The 22279-nt window shown below is 47.2% G+C and carries 19 protein-coding genes and 1 other annotated feature (1 of these 20 only partly in view); of the genes, 1 reads left to right on the forward strand and 18 read right to left on the reverse strand.

From position 1 onward, the window contains the following. Positions 1 to 189: a binding site (T-box leader), on the forward strand (it extends 42 nt beyond the left edge of the window). Positions 190 to 388: 199 nt separating this feature from the next. Continuing rightward, the gene (gene serA, locus EL84_RS25575) at positions 389 to 1984 is read left to right on the forward strand and encodes a phosphoglycerate dehydrogenase (protein ID WP_047843574.1); all 1596 of its coding nucleotides are present in this window, start codon (positions 389 to 391) and stop codon (positions 1982 to 1984) included. A 194-nt stretch (positions 1985 to 2178) separates the two neighbouring features. Here the strand turns inward: serA and EL84_RS32860 are convergent, their stop codons facing one another. The 18 genes from EL84_RS32860 to ribE (EL84_RS25665) form a co-directional block, all read right to left on the reverse strand. Then, complete coding sequence (locus EL84_RS32860; RefSeq protein ID WP_053061612.1) at positions 2179 to 6201, reverse strand: BclA C-terminal domain-containing protein; 4023 nt, start codon at positions 6199 to 6201, stop codon at positions 2179 to 2181. A 194-nt stretch (positions 6202 to 6395) separates the two neighbouring features. Next, positions 6396 to 7793: a HAMP domain-containing histidine kinase gene (locus EL84_RS25585; RefSeq protein WP_017687665.1), complete on the reverse strand. Its 1398-nt coding sequence runs from the start codon at positions 7791 to 7793 to the stop codon at positions 6396 to 6398. 55 nt (positions 7794 to 7848) lie between these two features. Continuing rightward, entirely contained in the window at positions 7849 to 8565 is a 717-nt protein-coding gene (locus EL84_RS25590; protein WP_036607918.1) for a response regulator transcription factor, read from the reverse strand. Positions 8566 to 8704: 139 nt separating this feature from the next. After that, positions 8705 to 9967, reverse strand: a complete 1263-nt coding sequence (gene ccsA, locus EL84_RS25595; RefSeq protein ID WP_047843575.1) for a cytochrome c biogenesis protein CcsA — start codon at positions 9965 to 9967, stop codon at positions 8705 to 8707. Next, entirely contained in the window at positions 9964 to 11637 is a 1674-nt protein-coding gene (locus EL84_RS25600) for a cytochrome c biogenesis protein ResB (RefSeq protein WP_047843576.1), read from the reverse strand. Before EL84_RS25600 ends, ccsA begins: the two co-directional genes overlap by 4 nt. A 14-nt stretch (positions 11638 to 11651) precedes the next feature. Beyond that, positions 11652 to 12179 carry a redoxin family protein gene (locus EL84_RS25605; protein ID WP_047843577.1) on the reverse strand — a complete coding sequence of 176 codons (528 nt, stop codon included), beginning with the start codon at positions 12177 to 12179 and terminating at the stop codon, positions 11652 to 11654. 134 nt (positions 12180 to 12313) lie between these two features. After that, positions 12314 to 13063, reverse strand: coding sequence for a pseudouridine synthase (locus EL84_RS25610; protein ID WP_036607741.1), 750 nt, complete (start codon positions 13061 to 13063; stop codon positions 12314 to 12316). Positions 13064 to 13259: 196 nt separating this feature from the next. Further along, the gene (locus EL84_RS25615; RefSeq protein WP_047843578.1) at positions 13260 to 14078 is read right to left on the reverse strand and encodes a S1 family peptidase; all 819 of its coding nucleotides are present in this window, start codon (positions 14076 to 14078) and stop codon (positions 13260 to 13262) included. Between the two features lie 63 nt (positions 14079 to 14141). After that, positions 14142 to 14675 (reverse strand): spore maturation protein, encoded by a 534-nt coding sequence (locus tag EL84_RS25620; protein WP_017687658.1) that lies wholly within the window; start codon positions 14673 to 14675, stop codon positions 14142 to 14144. Positions 14676 to 14681: 6 nt separating this feature from the next. Next, complete coding sequence (locus EL84_RS25625; RefSeq protein ID WP_036672256.1) at positions 14682 to 15308, reverse strand: nucleoside recognition domain-containing protein; 627 nt, start codon at positions 15306 to 15308, stop codon at positions 14682 to 14684. Positions 15309 to 15339: 31 nt separating this feature from the next. Then, positions 15340 to 16527 carry a D-alanyl-D-alanine carboxypeptidase family protein gene (locus tag EL84_RS25630; protein ID WP_053061613.1) on the reverse strand — a complete coding sequence of 396 codons (1188 nt, stop codon included), beginning with the start codon at positions 16525 to 16527 and terminating at the stop codon, positions 15340 to 15342. A 130-nt stretch (positions 16528 to 16657) separates the two neighbouring features. Continuing rightward, positions 16658 to 17140 (reverse strand): GerW family sporulation protein, encoded by a 483-nt coding sequence (ytfJ, locus tag EL84_RS25635; RefSeq protein WP_036607830.1) that lies wholly within the window; start codon positions 17138 to 17140, stop codon positions 16658 to 16660. A gap of 147 nt (positions 17141 to 17287) precedes the next feature. Then, positions 17288 to 18019, reverse strand: coding sequence for a DUF2953 domain-containing protein (locus EL84_RS25640; protein WP_047843579.1), 732 nt, complete (start codon positions 18017 to 18019; stop codon positions 17288 to 17290). Positions 18020 to 18209: 190 nt separating this feature from the next. After that, the gene (gene scpB, locus EL84_RS25645) at positions 18210 to 18866 is read right to left on the reverse strand and encodes an SMC-Scp complex subunit ScpB (RefSeq protein ID WP_036672307.1); all 657 of its coding nucleotides are present in this window, start codon (positions 18864 to 18866) and stop codon (positions 18210 to 18212) included. After that, complete coding sequence (locus tag EL84_RS25650) at positions 18835 to 19635, reverse strand: segregation and condensation protein A (protein WP_047843580.1); 801 nt, start codon at positions 19633 to 19635, stop codon at positions 18835 to 18837. Before EL84_RS25650 ends, scpB begins: the two co-directional genes overlap by 32 nt. Before the next feature lie 104 nt (positions 19636 to 19739). Continuing rightward, positions 19740 to 20207: a 6,7-dimethyl-8-ribityllumazine synthase gene (ribE, locus tag EL84_RS25655; RefSeq protein WP_017687651.1), complete on the reverse strand. Its 468-nt coding sequence runs from the start codon at positions 20205 to 20207 to the stop codon at positions 19740 to 19742. A 102-nt stretch (positions 20208 to 20309) separates the two neighbouring features. Beyond that, positions 20310 to 21542: a bifunctional 3,4-dihydroxy-2-butanone-4-phosphate synthase/GTP cyclohydrolase II gene (locus EL84_RS25660; RefSeq protein ID WP_047843581.1), complete on the reverse strand. Its 1233-nt coding sequence runs from the start codon at positions 21540 to 21542 to the stop codon at positions 20310 to 20312. 32 nt (positions 21543 to 21574) lie between these two features. After that, the gene (gene ribE / locus EL84_RS25665; protein ID WP_047843582.1) at positions 21575 to 22243 is read right to left on the reverse strand and encodes a riboflavin synthase; all 669 of its coding nucleotides are present in this window, start codon (positions 22241 to 22243) and stop codon (positions 21575 to 21577) included. Positions 22244 to 22279: the final 36 nt, after the last annotated feature.

Here is a 22279-nt window from a genome sequence, read left to right on the forward strand (position 1 = left end):
AGAGCCGATGGTAGGTGTGAATCGGTGGCAGGCAAATGGTCTTGAGCGCTCCTGAGTTATTGCATTGAAATTGGAGTAGGTGCAATCGGTTTAGACCCGTTATCCTCTTCGGTCTTCATTGACCGCTAAGACTGTCGTTGCGAAACGGCGGTGAATTAGGGTGGTACCACGACAACTCTCGTCCCTTATTGCGCAAGCAGTATGTGGATTGAGAGTTTTTTGATTTATTTTAAAGGATATCTGTGGGATCACTCTATTTGCTTCACCTTCCCCCTCTGTTGCGACACCGCGTTGTTGGGCGGAAGAATCAACCTGGTTTTAAGGAATACCTCTTCGCTGAGGTCAGACCTTGACGATATAGATACACATACCTAAGGAGGAAGAAACCATGTACAAAGTGTTAGTGTCGGACCCAATCAGTGATCTGGGGATCCAGCAACTGGTGGATGCAAATGATGTTGTTGTTGAGAAGAAAACCGGTCTTAGTGAAGATGAACTTGTTGCCATTATTGGTGATTATGATGCCCTCTTGGTTCGCAGCCAGACTCGTGTTACAGATCGTATTATGACGGCTGGTACCAACCTTAAGGTGATCGGACGTGCAGGTGTTGGTGTAGATAACATTGATCTGGAAGCTGCTACACAGCGCGGTATCATCGTTATTAATGCACCTGATGGCAATACCATCACAACCTGTGAGCACACGTTTGCCATGATGATGGCATTGGCACGACACATTCCTCAGGCATATGCCAAGACTATTCAGGGTACGTGGGATCGTAAAACCTTCCTGGGTGTGGAATTAAGAAATAAAACGCTCGGTGTACTGGGTATGGGACGGATCGGTAGTGAAGTTGCCAAGCGCGCCAAAGCATTTGGAATGGACATTCTTGCTTACGACCCGTTCCTCACGGAGGAGCGTGCCGAGAAGCTGCAAGTGAAGCTGGCTAGTGTAGATGATATCATTCGCAATGCGGACTTCATGACCGTTCACACGCCATTAACACCGGAAACACGGCATATGATTTCACGTCCACAATTCGAAGTGATGAAAAAAGGCATGCGTATCATCAACTGTGCTCGTGGTGGTGTAGTTGACGAGATGGCACTTGTCGAAGCCATTGATCAAGGTATTGTGGCTGGTGCAGCATTTGACGTATTCGAAAGCGAGCCGCCAGCCGCTGATCACCCGTTCCTGAATCACCCAAGCATTATCGTTACGCCTCACCTTGGTGCGTCCACAGTAGAAGCGCAAGAGAACGTGGCTATCGATGTGTCGGAACAGGTGCTTCACATTTTGCGTAACGAACCGTTTAAAAACGCAGTTAACATGCCGGCTGTTGCACCAACCGTGATGAACAAATTGCAGCCGTATTTCAAACTGGGTGAAACGTTGGGTAGTTTTGCAGCACAGATTACACAAAATGCAGTGCAGGAGATTCGGATCGACTATGCTGGTGAACTTTCTGAAGTAGATACTTCTCCTCTCACACGTTACATTGTGAAAGGGATTCTCGCCAGACATTTGGGTGGGGAAGCCAACATCGTCAACTCCATGCATCTGGCCAAAATCCGTGATCTGAATGTGGTTGTAAGCCAAACCTCAACAACTAAAGGATTTACTAACCTGATTACCGTAACATTGGTTACAACTCAGGATGCTGAGGAACGTCGTGTAGCAGGTACATTGCTTGCAGGTTATGGAGAACGTATTGTTCGTCTGGACAAATTCCCGGTAGATATCGCTCCGGAAAGTCATCAAATTTTGATCTCCCACAACGATAAACCAGGTATTATCGGACGTGTAGGAACCCTGCTTGGACAAAACGATGTCAACATCGCATCCATGCAGGTTGGACGTAAAATTATTGGTGGTGCAGCGATCATGATTCTGACCGTAGATAAAGCTGTTCCAAAAGATGTTCTTGTGCAGCTTGCTGCGTTGCCTGAAATCAATACTGCTGTTGAAATTGTTCTGGAATAATTAAACTTATTTCTATATGTAAAAGGAAAGACGGGACCCTCGTGGTTCCCGTCTTTTTTCATGTACTCGCTGAAATATCGGTGATGAAGTTTGCAAACAAAATATTTGTGGAATTGGAAAAGGGGTGCCCATCACCCCCATATGAACTCCGCTTCTTTTGGTCAATGGAAATAGTCTAATACGAAATCGAACTATTAACTTAACTGAATAATGTTTAGTGTAGACCCCGGAGGAGACAGAACGGCTGCGCCAACAAGCCCGAATAATTGTAACTGTATTGTTGAACCAGCGGTAACGGTAACCATAAAGTCAGACTGCAGCTGACTGAGAGAAAGTACTGGAGATACTACACTCGCTGGAATTGCTGCACCGTTAAGTAAAACCCTAGATTGGATAGCAAGTGCAGCTGTCAGATTTATTTTGTATGAGATATAGTAGCGACCTGCGTTGGTCAGTGTGAAGGTGTCATTTGTCCCATTGACGGTTATACCTGTGCCAATATTTTGGTTATTCGGTAATGGAACGAGTGTACCACCCAATATTACAACAATCGTACCATTAGTGTTCTCAGCAAAAGCCGAGTTAGATGTTACAGATGTTCCGGTTGCACCGGTTGCTCCAGTAACTCCTGTACTTCCGGTACTTCCGGTTACGCCGACTCCCGTTGCTCCCGTTATACCTGTGACTCCGGTTTCCCCCGTCGCACCAGTAACTCCAGTACTTCCCGTTACGCCAGTCGCACCAGTTGCTCCGGTACTTCCCGTTACGCCCACTCCCGTGGCTCCTGTTACACCTGTCGCTCCTGTTCCCCCAGTCGCACCAGTAACTCCGGTACTTCCCGTTACGCCGACTCCCGTGGCTCCTGTTATACCTGTGACTCCTGTTCCACCCGTCACACCAGTTGCTCCGGTACTTCCCGTTACGCCCACTCCCGTTGCACCGGTTATACCTGTGACTCCGGTCTCCCCCGTGACACCAGTTGCTCCGGTACTTCCCGTTATGCCGACTCCCGTTGCTCCTGTTTCACCGGTTACGCTTACTCCCGTTACGCCTGTTGCTCCTGTTTCCCCTGTAGCTCCAGTACTACCTGTTACACTTACTCCTGTGGCTCCTGTGATCCCCGTCGCCCCAGTCAACCCTGCAACACCAGTCGCTCCTGTTTCACCAGTTGCCCCGGTTCCTCCAGTTACTCCTGTTGATCCTGTTACGCTTAGTCCCGTGGCTCCTGTAATTCCCGTCGCCCCGGTTAACCCTGCAACACCGGTCGCTCCTGTTTCACCAGTTGCCCCGGTTCCTCCAGTTACTCCTGTTGATCCCGTTACGCTTAGTCCCGTCGCTCCTGTAATTCCCGTCGCCCCGGTCAACCCTGCAACACCGGTCGCTCCTGTTTCACCAGTTGCCCCGGTTAACCCTGTAAGACCAGTCGCTCCTGTCACTCCGGTACTTCCCGTTACTCCAACACCAGTTGCACCCGTCACACCTGTTGCTCCTACGCCAGCAAGCAACGTGTAATCTGGTGAAGTCCCCGGCGTTCCGGTTGGTGATGCCACATTTGCAATATACGTACTGCCGTTGAACGTTACAACCTGACCGGCTGGATACGTCGGGGCTACGGCTGGATCAAATGGTACGATACCACTTAAACCTACGCCTGTCGCTCCTGTTACGCCTGATGCTCCTGTTACTCCGGTACTTCCTGTTACTCCAACTCCAGTTGCACCGGTCACACCCGTCGCTCCTGCGCCCGCAAGCAATGTGTAATCCGGTGAAGTCCCCGGCGTTCCGGTTGGTGATGCCACATTTGCAATATACGTACTACCGTTAAACGTTACGACTTGACCTGTAGGATACGTCAGGGCTACGGCTGGATCAAATGGTACAATACCACTTAAACCTACGCCGGTCGCTCCCGTTACCCCTGATGCCCCTGTGACTCCGGTACTTCCTGTTACTCCAACTCCAGTTGCACCCGTCACACCCGTTGCTCCTGCGCCCGCAAGCAATGTGTAATCCGGCGAAGTCCCCGGCGTTCCGGTTGGTGATGCCACATTTGCAATATACGTACTACCGTTAAACGTTACAACCTGACCTGCTGGATACGTCGGGGCTACGGCTGGATCGAATGGCACGATACCACTTAAACCTACACCTGTCGCTCCTGTTACGCCCGATGCTCCTGTCACTCCGGTACTTCCTGTTACTCCAACTCCAGTTGCACCGGTCACACCTGTTGCTCCAGCGCCAGCAAGCAACGTGTAATCTGGCGATGTGCCCGGCGTTCCGGTTGGCGATGCCACATTTGCAATATACGTATTGCCGTTGAACGTTACAACCTGACCGGCTGGATACGTCGGGGCTACGGCTGGATCAAATGGTACGATACCACTTAAACCTACGCCTGTCGCTCCTGTTACGCCGGATGCTCCTGTTACTCCGGTACTTCCTGTTACTCCAACTCCAGTTGCACCGGTCACACCAGTCGCTCCTGTTACGCCCGATGCTCCTGTAGCTCCGGTACTTCCCGTTCCACCAATGCCGGTTGCTCCTGTAACTCCCGTTGCTCCTGCGCCCGCAAGCAATGTGTAATCCGGCGATGTCCCCGGCGTTCCGGTTGGTGATGCCACATTTGCAATATACGTACTGCCGTTGAACGTTACAACCTGACCGGCTGGATACGTCGGGGCTACGGCTGGATCAAATGGTACGATACCACTTAAACCTACGCCTGTCGCTCCTGTTACGCCGGATGCTCCTGTTACTCCGGTACTTCCTGTTACTCCAACTCCAGTTGCACCTGTCACACCCGTTGCTCCTGCTCCAGCAAGCAATGTGTAATCCGGCGATGTGCCCGGCGTTCCCGTTGGTGATGCTACATTTGCAATATACGTACTGCCGTTAAACGTTACAACTTGACCCGCTGGATATGTCGGGGCTACGGCTGGATCAAATGGCACTAGGCCTGTCAATCCCGCCCCGGTTGCTCCCGTTACACCTGATGCACCTGTGGCTCCTGTAGGTCCTGCACCTGCAAGCAATGTATAGTCTGGAGAACTTCCTGGCGTACCCGTTGGCGAAGCGACATTTGTAATGTAAGTACTGCCACCAAACGTGACGATCTGTCCAGCTGGATATGTTGGGGCTAATGCGGGATCGAATGGCACGATGCCACTTAATCCTGCACCTGTGGCTCCAGTTGCACCAGTCGCCCCCGCAGCAGCGATTAATGTGTAATCCGATGAAGATCCTGGTGTTCCTAGAGGACCAGCTACACTCGTAATGTAAGTACTACCGTTATACGTAATTACTTGACCTGCTGGATAACCCGGGGCGAGCGCTGGATTAAATGCCACAGCTCCTGTCAAACCAGCTCCGGTTGTTCCGGTTGTTCCGGTTGCTCCCGTTTCTCCATTGGTTCCACCCGACAGTAAAAGAGTGTAGTCTGGAGAACTTCCAGGTGTACCCAAGGGACCGTTTACATTGGCAACATAAAGACTACCCTCGTAGCTTACTACTTGACCTTGAGCATAAGTTGGTCCCAGTGCAGGATCAAATGCAGTAATATTGTTCAAACCCACACCAGGTGCTCCTGCCGGACCCTGTGCTCCCTGTGGACCAACTGGGCCAACCGGTCCTACTGGTCCAATTCCTCCCGGTGTGCCAGTAGCCCCTTTCACTCCAGGGACTCCTGGGACACCTGGTACCCCCGGGACTCCTGGCACTCCCTGTGGGCCGGCTGGTCCGGTAATTCCTCCAGTTCCAAGAGTTGTCGTCGCCCTGCTTAACGATATGGAGATCGATCGAATTAATCCCACAAGTTTATCTTTTTCTGCAGGTGGTACTTCCAGAAGCAGCGTCACACTTAACAAGTCATCCAGTAAGTTTTGCAAGTTACCTGCGAGATTAATAAGAGGAACAGGGACAACCTCTGAACCTGCAATCGTTAATTCCAATACGGCTTGTAATTCTGCCTTTACTCCGGCACGAAATCCGGATTGATTTACAAAAGTAAGTAACTGGCGTAATCCATTCTGTAATGACAGTATATTGGCTGAAGTCGGCTGACTGATTGCAGCAGGAATAGCCACAGCCAAAGAACGCAGTATGGATTCAAACTGCTCCAGTTCGCTTGTGGTTATTGGAATAAACGGAGAGCCTGCTCTAAAAGATCTGCCTTCCAGGAAAGCTTTAATATTGACCCTTTTTCGATCATCGGACATGCTTAACTCAATCCTCCTCTATCTTGCTTGCTTTTCAAGCTTATGTCACATAGGAAGGAAAATTATCTTGGACACTCTTTTTAGTCAAAAAAAGACCATTCTTGTTCCACGTTGAACAAGATTAAACGGTAGTCTTCAACAAAAAAACACCCTCCATAAGAGGGTGTTTCCGCACTTTTTGTATGAAATTCAGGCTATTTCGATGAATCCAAGGGAAATTGCAAAATAAACTCTGTCCCTTCGCCAAGCACACTATTGACGGTAATCATGCCTTGATGCGCATCAACAATATTTTTCACAATCGCTAAACCAAGCCCCGTACCTACACTTTCTCCCCGAACACGAGCCTTATCTGCTTTGTAGAATCGTTCGAAAATAAATGGCAAGTCGGATGAAGGGATACCTACACCCTGATCCTTCACAGAAACTCTAACAAATGGAGCACGAAGATAAGTGACCCGCTCGGCTGAGATCATTACATTTTTGCCAGTAGGTGTATGTCTGAACGCATTATCCAGCAAATTCGTAAATACTTGCTCAAGTCGATCCTCATCTGCCTGTTGAAGTTCAATGGTTGGTTGTTCGAACTTAAATTGCAGTTGAATTCCCTGTTCTTTTGAACGCACAGAGAACTTCCGATATACACGTTCAAGTAGTTCTCCGAGGTCAACTTCCTTCATCACCATGTCCGTGTGTCCAGCTTCCATCCGCGCAAGATCAAGCAAGTCTTTAACCAGTCTGCCCATCCGCAGGGACTCATCATGAATGACCTGGATCAGTTCTTCGCTCTCTTCCGGTGATGTTGCCATCCCGTCCAAAAGAGCTTCACTGTAGCCTTGCATCATGGATAGCGGAGTTCGTATCTCATGAGATACATTAGCCACGAAATCACGCCGCATTTTCTCCAGTCGCACTTCTTCTGTTACATCTCTTAAAACAGCCACAGCCCCTCTGACAACACTGTCAGCATACAACGGTGCCATCTGAACAGACCAGACACCTTGCTGTACGTGAACATTGGAGTTCTGGTCCCCACCTTGCTCCATCACCATTCTGAACAAAGGAAGAAGGGGCTCAGGTACATCACGCGAAGTCTTGTCAGACTGCTCGGATTCTTGTCCTTCGTCCATTTTCGCCCAATCGAGATCATACCATGTCTGCATGATCTTCTCTCCAGGCGGATTCGTCAGAATAACTTTGCCTTCACCATCAAATGTAACCACCGCATCGGTCATGCTGCGAAGCACACTCGCCAAATGTTCCTTCTCATGGTTAAGGTTTCGAATATTATCTTCCAGTTGGGCAGCCATATGATTAAATGTGTTCGCAAGTTCACCAATCTCATCACTCGTTACCAGGGAGAGACGTGTTCCGTAGTTCCCTTTGCGAATCGCATTGGCTGCCTGAATCAATTGCTGCATGGGCTGCGTTATTTTGGTGAATAGAAACAATGCAAAAAAAGTGGTTAAACTGAATCCGATAATACAGATATAGGTGAACAACCGCTTAATATCTCTGGATTCGGATTCTGCAAAGTTCGTATCAATGTAGGGCAGCAAAAAAAGACCCAGCGCTATAAGTACACAACCCACAAGGCAGATAATAGTGATCCATAACTTCCCGACCAGTGATCTCCAGAAACTAAAACTACTTCGGTACTTCCAGTTTATAACCCACACCCCACACCGTCGTAATCATGGCCGCCGATTCAGGCGATACCTTGTTAAGTTTCTCGCGAAGACGCTTCACGTGCGTATCCACGGTACGAAGATCGCCAAAGAATTCGTAATTCCATACATCTTTGAGCAATTCTTCTCTGGAGAAAACTTTGTCGGGAGATGTTGCCAGGTAGTGCAGCAATTCATATTCTTTTGGTGTAAGACTAATCTCTTCGCCACCAGCGGTTACCCGGTGGGCATCATGTTCAATAACCAGATGCGGGAACACGATGTTGTTACTCGAATTGCTCTCCTTGGAGAGATAAGCTGTCGCGGAAGCTCGACGCAAAATCGCTTTGACTCGATAAATCACTTCACGCGGGCTGAATGGTTTTACAACATAATCATCAGCGCCAACTTCGAAACCTTGAACCCGGTTAATCTCTTCACCTTTTGCAGTGAGCATCAAAACCGGCGTTGATTTCACCTGACGAAGACGGGTACACACTTCAACTCCATCCATACCCGGCAACATCACATCAAGCAAAATCAGCCCGTAGTCCCCTGCTGTTGCTTTACGCAGCGCGGTTTCCCCATCCTCAGCTTCATCGATTTCATAACCTTCTTTTTCAAGATACATTTTCAAAAGCCTGCGGATTCTCTCTTCGTCATCCACGACCAGTATTCGATTCTCATGTTCAGCCATGCCTCTCCAGCCCCTTTGCAATAACTCCTCATCACTTCTATTATGTTCGATCTGGCGAACAATATTTGAATACCCTTCAATAAAAAGGTACATTTGTGTTTCCCGCTTCTAAACTCAACCTTTGCAATACGAGTCTGTCCTAGTCAGCTCCAGCATAAGAATGTAATCCGGCAATGATCAGATTCACTCCAACCAGCGTAAACATGACCACCAGGAAGCCAAGAACTGCAAGCCATGCAGACTTCTGACCTTGCCAACCTCTGGATAAACGCAAATGCAGATACACACTATAATATAGCCATGTAATCAATGCCCACACCTCTTTGGGGTCCCAACCCCAAAAGCGACTCCAGGCAATCTGAGCCCAGATCATGGCAAAAATTAATGCTCCCAGCGTAAATATCGGAAAACCAATGGCAATCGCGCGATAACTTATCTCATCCAGATCATCAGCATCGATTCCATCCATCATTGGCTGTAACGCTTGTCCAAGTGGTCTGCGCACAAGAAGTCGTACAATTCCATACAGGATCAGACCTACAATAAGTGACCAAACCACCGTATTCAGCTTGCGCCCGGCATTTACCCCGTTCATCCAGGAAGGCGTCTCAAGTAAAGGTTTTTCCATGCCAAGAAACGGTGTCATGCTCTCCACTTCGCTATTATATGGTGCAAAAATCGGAGGCATGCGATAAATCACTTTCTCTATTGTACTATTTTCCTGTACCTCTGTGTCAATGCTGACCGTTTTCTGTACAAAAACCGCCTCGTAACCAGCTGTACGAAAGGCAAATACCGTTCCGATGAATCCGATGACTACAACGATCGTAACCAGGGTGAATTCAACCCATCCTCGTTGACGTCTTGAAGATTTATCTTTACCACTGAAATCAACAGTACGGAGCAAATACATGAACCCTGCGGCAAAACCTACGGCGAAGAATGCTTCACCAAGCGCGGCCAACGTCACGTGAATTTTCAGCCAGATGGACTGAAGTGCCGGGATTAATGGTTGTACCTCCTGAGGAAATACCGCGGCGTACGCCATAATAATAATGGTAAGTGGTAAGGCAAACAAACCCAGTAATGACTTGCGGTATATGGCATATACAACAATAAATGCAACCATAATCATCATGGACAGAAAAGACATGAACTCATACATGTTACTAACCGGGATATGACCTGCCCCAGCCCATCGGGTTACAAAAAATACGATGTGTGCCGCCAAGGCGACAGTCGAAGCGATAAAAGCTCTTTTACCCCAGCGATTCATATGGTCCAGAGGATCACGATTACTCCATTTTTTGCCCATGACCGCGACAGCATATAACAAGAATGCAGCACAATAGAGAAAGAAAGATACGATAAATGCGTCGCTGCTGAAATCCAATAAACTCATGCCTGATTCCCCCCGTTATCCAACGACTTCTCTTCCACTTCCAGATTCATCTGTTTCAAAACGGCCGCAACTTCACGCCTGAAGCCAAACCAGTTTTTGTTGGTATGTCCACCCAAGGTGAGCTGTTTATCATCAAAACGAATCCAGATGCGGCGATGATGCCAATAAAAACCCATGACCAGACCCAACATAACAATACCGGCTCCTACCCATACAAAAGGCATTGCCTTATCCACTCTTATATTGAGATAACTTACGGACTGAATAATATCGACCTTGTCCATGCTGTCTACTTCCAGCTGTAAAGGAATCTCAGCTCCAATCAGCTGTTGGTTAATTGCATCCTGTTGAAACCGTTGTTTATCAATCTGCTTCGCAAAGTACAGATATTGTATCCCCTCTTCGGGCAGATCCGGTCCCTTGATGAGAAAGAGAAAAGCAGGTGCATTAGGTGAAGGTGATTTTGATTTGGGCTGACCATTCTCATCCAATCCAAAGTCCATAAACTTTTCTTTTACCGTGAGCTTATAAGGACCAGCTTCAAATGTTCTTTGGGTGTCTACCATATCGATCTTAATGGCCCCGTATACTTCACCCGTCTTTGTATTGACCAGATCAGGCGTTACGGAACGAATGGTGGGTGTTAGATCATAATCAAACTGATATGCTTTCAGACCGTTATAATTCAATGGATGATTCACGCGTACATCATGTCTGGCTACCTCAGCTAACTGAGGTTTCTTCGAGAGATCCGAACAATCTGCTGTACATTCATACAAAACAACTTTTGTTTCGAACAGTTTTGGAACGGTCTTGTTCAGGTTACGGAATTGCTCTGGTACTTCGTCCTCACTGTAGAACTCAACATTAAACTGTTCATTTTGCAGATACATCGATGTATTCGGGATCTTTTTGATCTCACCTTCAGGAAAAGCGACATGCTCGTCCAGATTCAGACCAGGAAGCCCTCGTGCGAGCACCGCCAGCAAAAATATAATGAGTCCAATATGGATGACATATGGGCCCCATCGACTGAATCGCTGTTTCTCGGCGAGTAATGCATCCCCCTGGGTGTGCACGCGGTATCCTTTCTTTTTCAACGGCGTAACCGCTTTCTTAATCCAGCCTTCTGGTGCCTCTTCGATGGTACCTTGGTACACCAGACGCTGTCTTGTCAAAAATTGCGTATGCTTACGTATTCTCTGTTTATTCAGTGCTTTGTAGAGCGGTAGGACGCGATCCAGACTGCATATCACCAATGATGCCCCAATCAGCACCAGCAGTAGAATAAACCACCAGGATTCGTATGTATGGGATAAACCCAACAGATAATAGATATGACCCAATTGACCGTATGTTTCTTTGTAATACACGGAAGGATCAATATTCAAGAATGTACTTTCTTGCGGATAGATTGTACCAAGCATAGAACCTACAAGCGTAAAAACAATCATATAGACGGCAATTTTAACGGAAGAAAAAAAGTTCCATATGCGGTCAATGATGTTGGGATTACTGCGCTGTGAACGGCGCGCCATGCCATCATAACGCATTTCCAGCACTTCATCCGATTTAGCTTCAGACTCCAGCAGCGGTTTCCCACATGCTTCACATAGTACAGTGCCTACCGGATTCTGGTGTCCGCACTCACATTTGGTATTTTGGAACACGAATAGACCTCCTGTCAGGGCTGCTTCGCCAGTTGCGAAATTTGAGCGTCAAGTGTGTCCAAATCAAGTTGCCCGATATGAATGGTAGAGATTTTGCCCGTGTCGGATACAAAAAATGTCGTTGGCATCGGAGAGATCCCAAAATCACGAACCGAGTTTTTCTCCCGGTCAAGCATGATTGGAAACGTCACGCCAACCTGCCGTACAAAATTATCCACGGTCATCTGGTCTTCTCCAACATTAATCCCGACAAATTGTACTCCCTGGTTCTTCCATTTGTCAGCTTGTGCCTGAAGTGCAGGCATTTCTTTAACACAAGGTTCACACCAGGTGCCCCAGAAATTGATCACCATCGCTTTTCCTTTGTACTCATCAGACGTATGAACTTGACCATCCAGGCCCAGCAGTTCAAAAGAAGGAGACTTGTCCCCTTCCTTTGGCTTGCCATTCGAGCCGGATACCGATGTGGTAATCGCATATCCGCCCAACACCAGGATCAATAACAAAATGACGATTTGCACCGTTCTTCTTGATTTCCCCATGTGCTGCTCCCCTTTTAAGTGACTGTAGCATTCGCATCTTATTGGTCTAAGACAACTGTGAACATCCTATGAACAATTATAGCGAATTTCGTCACAAAACTGCGGCGGTTTTATGAAAATTATGTGTCCTCACATTACCTTTTTTTCATTTTTTTGGCTGGTTCTGATTGTGCGAGGGTAATCAGGTTGTTGACTTCCTCTTTGGTCAGATGACGTGTCAGACCACGTTTCAGGTTTTGTAGCAAAATACCACCAAACGAAATCCGTTTCAGACGGGTTACCGGATGGTTGATTGCCTCGAACATACGTCTAACCTGACGGTTACGTCCTTCATAGATCGTAATGGAAATGACCGACTCATTGGCCGCTGTATCCACATCTTTGTACTCTACCTCTGCAGGAGCAGTCATGCCGTCATCCAGCATAATGCCTGTCTTTAATTTCTCCAGAGCTGTACCATGCGGCACACCCTTAACCGTTGCATGATACGTTTTGGGTACGTGATGCTTAGGATGCGTCAGCAAATGTGCAAACTCACCATCATTGGTAAGGATCAATAAGCCCTCTGTGTCATAATCCAGACGACCTACAGGATATACGCGTTCCTTGACACCTTTCAGGTAGTCGGATACAATTTTCCGACCTTCCGGGTCAGATGCACTTGTTATTACGCCTTTTGGCTTGTTTAACATCAAGTACACTTTTTTCTCACTGCGGATCGGTTTTCCATTAACCGTAATCATATCCTCTTCGGGGTTCGCTTTTGTACCCAGTTCGGTTACGACCTCCCCGTTAACTTCTACTTTGCCGGACAGGATTAGTTCCTCGCTTTTGCGGCGGGATGCAATGCCTGCCTGTGCGATAATTTTTTGTAATCTTTCCATGTTTGTCATGTCACCTCACACTAATGATACCCATCACGCAAGGAAATCACAAGGATAATCCAAGGATTTTGTAAACTGGCGACACGATTATGCATTTTAGGCGACCTTCCCCTTTGAGATTGACGCAAAAAAAGCATGCCTTTACACGACCTGTTAAACACAGATGGCGTAAAGATAAGCCTTTTCCTCAAATCATTTAATTGGAAACTTTGCCGGCAACTGCAACCTGTTTTTTGGCAGGTGTGGTACTCTCTTTAATGAAAGTCTGCAATGTCTTGGAAGTAATATAATAGGTACGTCCACCGTACACAAATGTCATCATACCAATTACCCGGTTGTTCTGATCCAGAACAGGGCCACCTGAATTACCTTGGGCCATGGATTTCACAATACTGCCGATTCCCTTTTTACCTGGGACGTCCAAAGCTTGGGAACTAAACACTCTGCTTTTGGCTATCGTATTGAAGGTTGAAGGAAAATCTTCATCCAGGATGACAAGATCACCAGCAGGATTTTTGGGGAATCCAATCGTATAGACAACCTGGTTATCCCTTGCATTTGCAAATGCGACCGGTTGGGCGTCTATTTCCTTGTCCAGCTTCAGCAGTGCCATGTCTGTGACCGGATCTGTCATAATAATCTTCGCCTTTACAGGCTTGCTAAGGGAACCCGGACTTGCAACAGTCAGTGTACCTTCATCACCATCAGACAGTTCAGCAAAACTCTGAACGACATGATAATTCGTGAGCACTTCATCCTTCGAGATCAATATTGAGGTACCAACATCATAATATACCATATCGGGTTCATCCTGCTTGACCAAACGTACATTCACGACTGGAAAAGAATCCGCTGTGACTGCCATTTGTGCACGCAGCTGTTTATCGAAGTAACCTGTAAAATGTATCGTCTGAACGGCTTGAGCTGCCGCCAGCCCCGTTGACCCTGCGAGCATTGCAATAGCAAGCACGCCTGACATTCCGACACGGAGCATTCGTTTCCAACTCTTCTGCATGTCTCACTCTCCTCCGCTATTATTCTAGCATATCTAATATATCGGAAGGAAAGGAGATATCTTTTAACCAAAAACGAGCAAACAAATGGCGAGCGCAGCAATAAAACCAACGACATCGGAAAACAACCCTACTTTGAGTGCATATCGACCGTTTCGTATACCTACAGCCCCAAAATAAACAGTCAGCACATATAACGTGGTGTCTGTACTCCCCTGAATCGTAGATGCCATACGTCCAATCATGGAATCAGGGCCATGGGTTTTGATTAGATCGGTTGTAAACGCCAGAGAGCCTGTCCCCGTTAAAGGACGCAGTATTCCGAGTGGCAACACTTCGCCTGGAACACCCATCCAGGACACCAGCGGAGCGAACAGGCTAATCACAAAATCCAGTGCACCCGAGGCACGAAATACGCTGATTGCGACCATCATGCCCACGAGATGCGGAATAATACTGATTGCAGTAGAGAAACCATCCTTGGCCCCATCAACAAAGGATTCGTAAACCGGGACCTTTTTGGTAAACGCATATAATGGAACAAACGCGATAATAACCGGGATGGCCCAGACGGAGATCCAGTTGATGAAGGTTAACAAAGGTGCTCATCCTTTCATACCGGGATTGCCACTTTTCTGTATGCGCGGCGGTTTGTGTAAAGCCCTGTTCCGATACCAGCGATCGGCGATTATAGCAGCAAGTGTAGCGATAATGGTAGCCATCAATGTTGTTCCCACAATCTCTGTAGCATTGGCAGAATGATAGTTTAAGCGGATGGCGATCAGCGTTGTCGGAATAATGGTAATACTGGCCGTATTCAGAGCCAGTAAGGTGCACATGGCAGGAGAAGCAGTTTGTTTGTCCGGATTAAGCTCCTGCAGCTGTTGCATCGCTTTGATTCCCATGGGAGTAGCTGCATTTCCTAGCCCCAGCAGATTGGCACTCATATTGGAGAGAATATAACCCATCGCCGGATGATTTTTGGGCACATCGGGGAACAGGAAGCCCACAACCGGGCCGAGCAGCTTGGCAATCCGGGCCAGGAGGCCCGCATCTTCAGCCATTTTCATCATACCCATCCAGAACACAAGCACACTAATCAGTCCAAAACAGACCGTGACTCCCGTTGCCGCCCCATCAAAAGCAGCTTGCGTGACCACTTCGATATTACCGTTGACGGCTGCAAAAGCAAATCCGATTAAAATCATGAGCAGCCAAATTAGATTAATCATGGATTATATCCTCCCTTCAATGGCGATTTAGCTAAGGAGACAACAGGTGGCTTAAAACGGCACGCCATGCAGCTGCCCAGGAAGAGACATCACCGATTCCACCCAACGTTGCATCTTCTGTCTTCGGTTCAGGAGGAATATAACTGCCTTTGCGATACACGGGAATTGAGCCCACAAGTTTGCCGTCAAGCTGCATATCAATGCGACCTGCCAATCCGAACGAAGGATCTGTCGATTGTTCCTTGCCTTCCGTTTCCGACTGTCCTCTATTTTCGTGTAGTATCAACTTCTTGGTCAATGAGCCTTCTTCACTTTTAGCCAGTGGGTACCAGAATCCCCGGCCCGTAACGACATCTGTATTTTGCACAGGTTGTTCTTGCTTGGCGACCTCTACTAACGGGAAGTACTCAAAACCGAAATCTAGCATCCGAGCATGATCGTTCCAATCGTTTCCGTCGTTCAGCGTTACTGCGGCGAGCTGCTGTCCGTTACGTGTAGCGGAACTGACCAAACATCTGAAAGCTTTTTTTGTGTAGCCGGTTTTCACTCCATCCGCACCTTCATACATCCGCAACATTTTATTTTTATTGTGCCAAGAGTATTCCCAGCTTTCATTGGGGTTCGGTGCGGATTTGTCCTCCGTGGCTACGATGCGTTTGAACACCGGATTGTGCAATGCATATGCCGTTAATCGTGCCAAGTCGTTAGCTGTTGAATAGTGACCTTCTGCATCCAGTCCATGAGGGTTCATAAAATGAGAATGCGTCAGACCGATTTGCTCCGCCTTTTTGTTCATTAACAGGACAAAGCCTTCTTCCGATCCACCGACATGTTCTGCGATCGCAGAGGCTGCGTCATTGCCTGAACGGAGCATGAGCCCGTATAACATGTTTTCAAGCGTCATCGCTTCACCTAACTTGAGATAGAGAGAAGATCCTTCTTTGGCAAAAGCCGTGGGAGACACTTTCACTTTATCATCCAGCTTGCTGTGTTCAATCGCTACGATCGCTGTCATGATTTTGGTCAAGCTGGCAATTCGCAGTTCTTTATCCCCATCTTTGCTGTATAAGATCCGGCCTGATGTGACATCAATGAGAGCAGCGCTTTGCGCATGAGTAGACGGACCTTGAATCGTTGCCTGGGCTTGAGTAGTCCCTAATGAAGACAGCAAGAAGACAGGGATAAGCATGCATGCAATGACTTTCGTTATTTTTCGCATCAATTCATTCCTCCGGGTCACTTGGAATCTTGTACTATCTTATGTCCGGACAACTTGGAGTATGTCCCATCGGGCAAAAACAGCAAAAATCCCTCACGCTTGGATGCGGGAGGGATCATGACGAAATGATTCAGCTATACGTTGATGGATCTGGTGTAACTGGTACACCTGTTGTATTCGTTGGTGTTGTATTCCGTTGGAACATGCCTTGAATTCGGTCCAAAACATAAGGGGTGGAGTCAATGAGTTTCTCAAACAGATGTGTGGAGTTATCGAGTGGTACAATGTGTACCCCCTGTTTACCTACCACCAGGAACGCGATAGGACGTATGGATACACCGCCGCCACTACCGCCACCAAATGGAGAAGCTACTTTAGCTGAACTCGCATGTTCAGCAGAGGTACCCGTAGCACCACTTTTGCCACTACTTTCTCCATTAACGTGAAAATCACTACCACCGGCAGCAAATCCGAATCCCACCTTACTGATTGGCAGAATCACGGTACCATCTGGTGTTTCGACTGCATCGCCAACAATTGTATTGACATCCACCATGGCCTTGATATTTTCCATTGCGGTTTCCATTAAGCCTTGAATTGGATGATCTGACATTTATATTCCCTCCAGTTTCAATGTAAGCTAGGTTTGATCTAACCATATCATCCCCAAACTTGAAGGGACTTATGTAATAAGCATTTTAAATACACTCACCAAATCCCAACCTTACATTCCCAAAAACAGACCGACTATGATGGATTTTTATACTGTTGTCCCACTAAGCTTCTTCTTTTGCTTCTCCTTATGCCTGCGGCGCTGTTCCTGAAGAAGCTTGAACCACATCCGCCATCCGCCTTCGACTTGAAGCACACGGGTGAGTAGTGTAACTCCAGCGATCAGAACGGCTGTAATCCGAATTTTCGCTCTGAAATCGAGCTCCGTTCTAAATTCCATTTCATCGGACCATACTGGCATAACCTGAAGCACAGGTGTTTCATCAAAGCGAATCTGATAGGTGAGAAAACCAATAATAATGGACTTGATACTCCACACCCAGCCCGTCAGCACCGCTGTATATGCTGCATCACCAACGCCGATGTGGGTAGCCCAGGACAGTTGGGTCATATGTACGCGTGTAAGTGTTTGCTTCAGCCACAGCTTGAGCGCGTCCGTTGCCCTAAGCATAATTTTCACATCTTTAGCCCACTTCTTGACTTTGCGTTTGTTGACCCGCTCGCTCCCCTGGGCCTCGCCTCTCGAATGATTCATGGATTGTTCGGTCTTGACCAAGAAACCTTCCTTCATATTGCGAAAAACGATACTCGGGATCTCATAGTTAATCCGCACAATTCCATAGAGAAGACGAACATTAATATTGGCGTAATCATCACTTTTATGTTTACTGAATGTAAAATGTACATGAACATTTGAGATGAGGACTGCGGCAATCAGCAATGCGAACAACAAACCGATTCCTCCAAGCCAAATCCACACAGGCCTTACCTCCAAGCCCTCAATTCTTTTCTCGTCTAGTATGGCACTTTGAATAGGAAAAAATTCACGTCTGACCTAAAAATCCCATTTGATATTTGTTTGGAAACTGTTTTATTCACCATTTATCTAAAATCAATGCGCAAAAAAACCGACTCCACTGATGGGTGTCGGTTAGTATGAGCTTGCAAAATTAGAGTGAAGAATCCGTATTATCGTCTTCGTTGTCGATATGACTTAGGTCATCCGCCGGATCAGCACTTTCCGGTTCCAGTTGTTGCAAATCCAGTTTGTTGAATAACAGTTGTGTCTCTTCTTCAAGGTTTTCCGAATCTTCGAACAAACCTGGCTCAGGAAGGTCCTTAATTGAAGCCAATCCGAAATAATCCAGGAACGACTTGGTCGTTCCGTACAGAATTGGTCGTCCGATCGCCTCGGCTCGTCCCACTTCAATAATTAGATCCTTATTCACAAGCGTATGGATGGCACGCTCCGATTTTACCCCGCGGATTTCCTCAATCTCTACCCGTGTAATGGGCTGCCGGTACGCTACAATAGCCAGCGTCTCCAGAGCCGCTTGGGATAAGGACGTACGCGCGGGAGAGTATGCCAGTTTCTCGAAATATACAGCGTGGTCAGGCAAGGTGCCCAACTGTACTACACCAGCGATCTTGAGAATCTGTACACCTCGTCCCTGCTGTGAAAATTCATGAATCATCTCCTCAATCGCGTCCGTTACAAGCTCCACTCGCTGGTCGACGATCTCGGCGATTTGTTTGATACTCAGACCTTCTTCTCCGGACAAAAACAGCAGGCCTTCAATAATCGATTTCAATTTCGGAAAATCCATGATTCTTTGTTTCCCCTCTCCACTCCATAACGATATCCTCAAACATCCGTTCCTGATAACAGACAATCCGCTTCATCTTCATCAGTTCCAGCACCGCCAGAAAAGTGACAACAATCTCATGGCGATAGATATGCTCATCCATCAACTTGGAGAATAACAGTCTGCCTCCCGGCCCCATACTTTCCAAAGCGCCGATGACATCCCGTATCCGGTCCTTAACCGAAATCTCATCCCGTTTGATCCGGGTTACAGTTGTACGCTTCTCAGCCTTGCGTAGCGCCTTCTGAAATGCTGCAATCAGGTCAGAGGTGTGTAAACCCTCAACCGGGTTCGATTGGGCTTCTACGGGCATATAGGGGCGCAGATCCTCGGGCTCTTTGGAAAATATAAGGCTGCGTTCCCACTCCCGTTCATGAAGATGACGCGCAATTCCCTTGTACTTGCGATATTCTATCAGACGTGCAATCAGCTCTGCACGTGGATCATAATCTTCTTCTTCCATAAAATCATAATCCTCGAAGTCCTCAATGACCGGTGGTTTGGGCAATAAAAGTTTGCTCTTGATCGACAGCAGTGTTGCTGCCATAACCAGAAATTCACTCGTAATATCCAGTTCCAGTTCCTGCATCGAATGCAGATACGCCATGTATTGATCGGTAATATCGCTGATGGGAATATCCTGGATATGAATTTCAGCCTTATCAATCAGATGAAGCAGCAGATCCAAAGGCCCTTCAAAAGTCTCCAGTTTGTATGTAACTACCGTCACTAGACGAATCCTCCCGCCAGAAAAATACAAAACCCTGCTAAGCCGTCCGAATCCGGTTTCCCGTGTTCGTCTGCGCAAAGCAGGGCACTACTATTAAATAAGCACTATTTTAGCTGTTTCGTCAAGTTTGCCATCTCAATTGCCGCCGTAGCTGCATCCCAACCTTTGTTACCTGCCTTGGTTCCGGCACGTTCAATCGCTTGTTCAATATTTTCTGTTGTAACCAGTCCAAAGATCGTAGGCACGCCAGTTTTCAGGTTAATTGCTGCTACCCCTTTAGCCATCTCGTTGCACACATAATCGTAATGCGTAGTGGATCCACGAATGACAGTTCCCAAGGTAATCACCGCATCATACTTGCCGCTCTCTGCCATTTTCTGCGCAATCAAAGGGATTTCGAACGCACCTGGAACCCAGGCTACATCCACTTCATCATCCTGAACGCCGTGACGTTTGAATGCATCGAGCGCTGCGCTAAGCAATTTACTGGTAATGAATTCGTTGAAACGTCCAACGACAACTCCATATCGTGATCCTTCTGAAACTAAATGTCCTTCAAAAAATTGTGGCATTCAAGTCATCTCCCTAACGGTATAATGTAATGTAAGTAACGGAAATTCCTAATTAATCTCTTCCATAAATTACATGGTGAACATTGTTCATCTAAAATATATTTACTTTTCGTTTTGCTCGATATCATCAAACTTGAGCATATGCCCCAGCTTGGCTTGCTTCGTATGAAGATAAACCGTATTGTCCTCGTTCTCCTCCATCTGGATCGCGACACGCTCTACGACTTCAAGTCCATATCCTTCAAGACCTTTAATTTTACGAGGGTTGTTAGTTAGCAGTCTGATCTGACGAACCCCAAGGTCTTTCAGAATTTGAGCGCCAATTCCGTAATCACGCAAGTCAGCAGCAAAGCCCAAACTCAGGTTTGCATCCACAGTATCCATACCTTCCTCTTGCAGCTTATAGGCTTTGAGTTTGTTGATCAGGCCAATACCCCGACCCTCTTGTCTCATATAAAGCAGTACACCATTGCCTTCCTCGTGAATCTGTTTGAGTGCCGCATCAAACTGCGGACCACAGTCACAACGATGCGAATGGAATACATCACCTGTCAAACATTCAGAGTGCACACGTACAAGTACGGGTTTCGAACCATCAATTTCTCCTTTGACCAAAGCCACATGTTCCTTATTGTCCACAGCGTTTGTATAAGCCACCGCTTGAAACTCACCAAAGTCCGTCGGCATACGCACAGCCACTTCACGTTGAACCAGCTGCTCTTTTTCGTTACGGTAACGAATCATGTCCTGAATACTGATCAGCTTCAGATCATGTTTGCGGGCAATCTCCTGAAGATCCGGAAGTCTGGCCATCGTGCCATCTTCCTTAATCACTTCACAGATAACGCCAGCAGGGTAGGAACCACACATGATAGCGAGATCTACAGCCGCTTCCGTATGTCCGGCACGCCGAAGTACACCGCCGTCTTTTGCAATCAGCGGGAACATGTGACCAGGCTTACGGAAGTCTCCGGCTTTCGCTTCAGGATCGATCAGACCTTTCACGGTAATAGAGCGTTCATGTGCCGAGATACCTGTTGTTGTATCTTTGTGATCCACAGAGACGGTGAAGGCTGTTCCATGGAAATCCGTATTTTGTTGAACCATCGGTTTCAGGTTAAGTTCGTCGGCACGTTGTTGTGTAATCGGAACACAGACCAGACCTCTACCTTCAGTAATCATGAAATTAATGACTTCAGGCGTCGCCTTTTCGGCCAAAGCGATAAAATCGCCTTCATTCTCCCGATCTTCATCATCCACAACAATGACGGGTTTACCACGCATGAGATCATATATGGCTTCTTCTATTGTGTCCAGAATGGATTGTTCTGACATTGGTCCACCTCCAGTTAATTTCTGTTCTCTATTTATGCAAATCCATGATTGGAGAGAAATTCTTCACTGATACTGCGCGGCTTGCCAGTACCCGTCTCCCGATGTCCTCTCCCATACTGGAGCAGATGATCCACATATTTGCCCAAAATATCGCATTCGATATTAATGGTATCCCCTGTCTTTTTCACATTTAGTACAGTTTCACCAATGGTATGCGGGATAACGGAAACCGTGAATGCGGTATCTGACGTATGGACAACGGTCAAGCTAATGCCATCCAATGTGACCGATCCTTTGGGGATCAGATATTTGAACAACTGGTGATCATCAGGCTTGATCTCAAACACAATTGCATTCTGATCACGTGTTATACTACCAATCACTCCAGTACCATCAACATGGCCCTGTACGATATGTCCGCCAAAACGACCGCCTGATTGCATGGCCCGCTCCAGATTAACTTTACTGCCTGATTGCAGCTGACTGAGATTGGTATGGCGATAGGTTTCAGGCATTACATCGGCGGTAAAACCTCCACCTTCGAGCGTTGTCGCAGTTAAGCACACGCCGTTCACTGCTACACTATCACCAATCTTCAGATCGTCCATGATGGCGGAAGCTCCGATATTCAGGACCATCGCTTCGCCTTTCCGACCAATACGCCGGATCTGACCGACTTCTTCCACCAAACCGGTAAACATGCTGCCGCCTCCCTTTTTCAAGTTATAAAGAACCTA

Source organism: Paenibacillus sp. VT-400 (assembly GCF_001029205.1).
Taxonomy (GTDB): domain Bacteria; phylum Bacillota; class Bacilli; order Paenibacillales; family Paenibacillaceae; genus Paenibacillus; species Paenibacillus amylolyticus.

What these genes read in the sequence shown, in the direction of transcription:
- serA (WP_047843574.1), top strand. Translation starts at nt 389, where the DNA reads ATGTACAAAGTGTTAGTGTCGGACCCAATCAGTGATCTGGGGATCCAG.
- EL84_RS32860 (WP_053061612.1), bottom strand. Translation starts at nt 6,201, where the DNA reads ATGTCCGATGATCGAAAAAGGGTCAATATTAAAGCTTTCCTGGAAGGC.
- EL84_RS25590 (WP_036607918.1), bottom strand. Translation starts at nt 8,565, where the DNA reads ATGGCTGAACATGAGAATCGAATACTGGTCGTGGATGACGAAGAGAGA.
- ccsA (WP_047843575.1), bottom strand. Translation starts at nt 9,967, where the DNA reads ATGAGTTTATTGGATTTCAGCAGCGACGCATTTATCGTATCTTTCTTT.
- EL84_RS25605 (WP_047843577.1), bottom strand. Translation starts at nt 12,179, where the DNA reads ATGGGGAAATCAAGAAGAACGGTGCAAATCGTCATTTTGTTATTGATC.
- EL84_RS25610 (WP_036607741.1), bottom strand. Translation starts at nt 13,063, where the DNA reads ATGGAAAGATTACAAAAAATTATCGCACAGGCAGGCATTGCATCCCGC.
- EL84_RS25615 (WP_047843578.1), bottom strand. Translation starts at nt 14,078, where the DNA reads ATGCAGAAGAGTTGGAAACGAATGCTCCGTGTCGGAATGTCAGGCGTG.
- EL84_RS25625 (WP_036672256.1), bottom strand. Translation starts at nt 15,308, where the DNA reads ATGATTAATCTAATTTGGCTGCTCATGATTTTAATCGGATTTGCTTTT.
- EL84_RS25630 (WP_053061613.1), bottom strand. Translation starts at nt 16,527, where the DNA reads ATGCGAAAAATAACGAAAGTCATTGCATGCATGCTTATCCCTGTCTTC.
- ytfJ (WP_036607830.1), bottom strand. Translation starts at nt 17,140, where the DNA reads ATGTCAGATCATCCAATTCAAGGCTTAATGGAAACCGCAATGGAAAAT.
- scpB (WP_036672307.1), bottom strand. Translation starts at nt 18,866, where the DNA reads ATGGATTTTCCGAAATTGAAATCGATTATTGAAGGCCTGCTGTTTTTG.
- ribE (WP_017687651.1), bottom strand. Translation starts at nt 20,207, where the DNA reads ATGCCACAATTTTTTGAAGGACATTTAGTTTCAGAAGGATCACGATAT.
- EL84_RS25660 (WP_047843581.1), bottom strand. Translation starts at nt 21,542, where the DNA reads ATGTCAGAACAATCCATTCTGGACACAATAGAAGAAGCCATATATGAT.
- ribE (WP_047843582.1), bottom strand. Translation starts at nt 22,243, where the DNA reads ATGTTTACCGGTTTGGTGGAAGAAGTCGGTCAGATCCGGCGTATTGGT.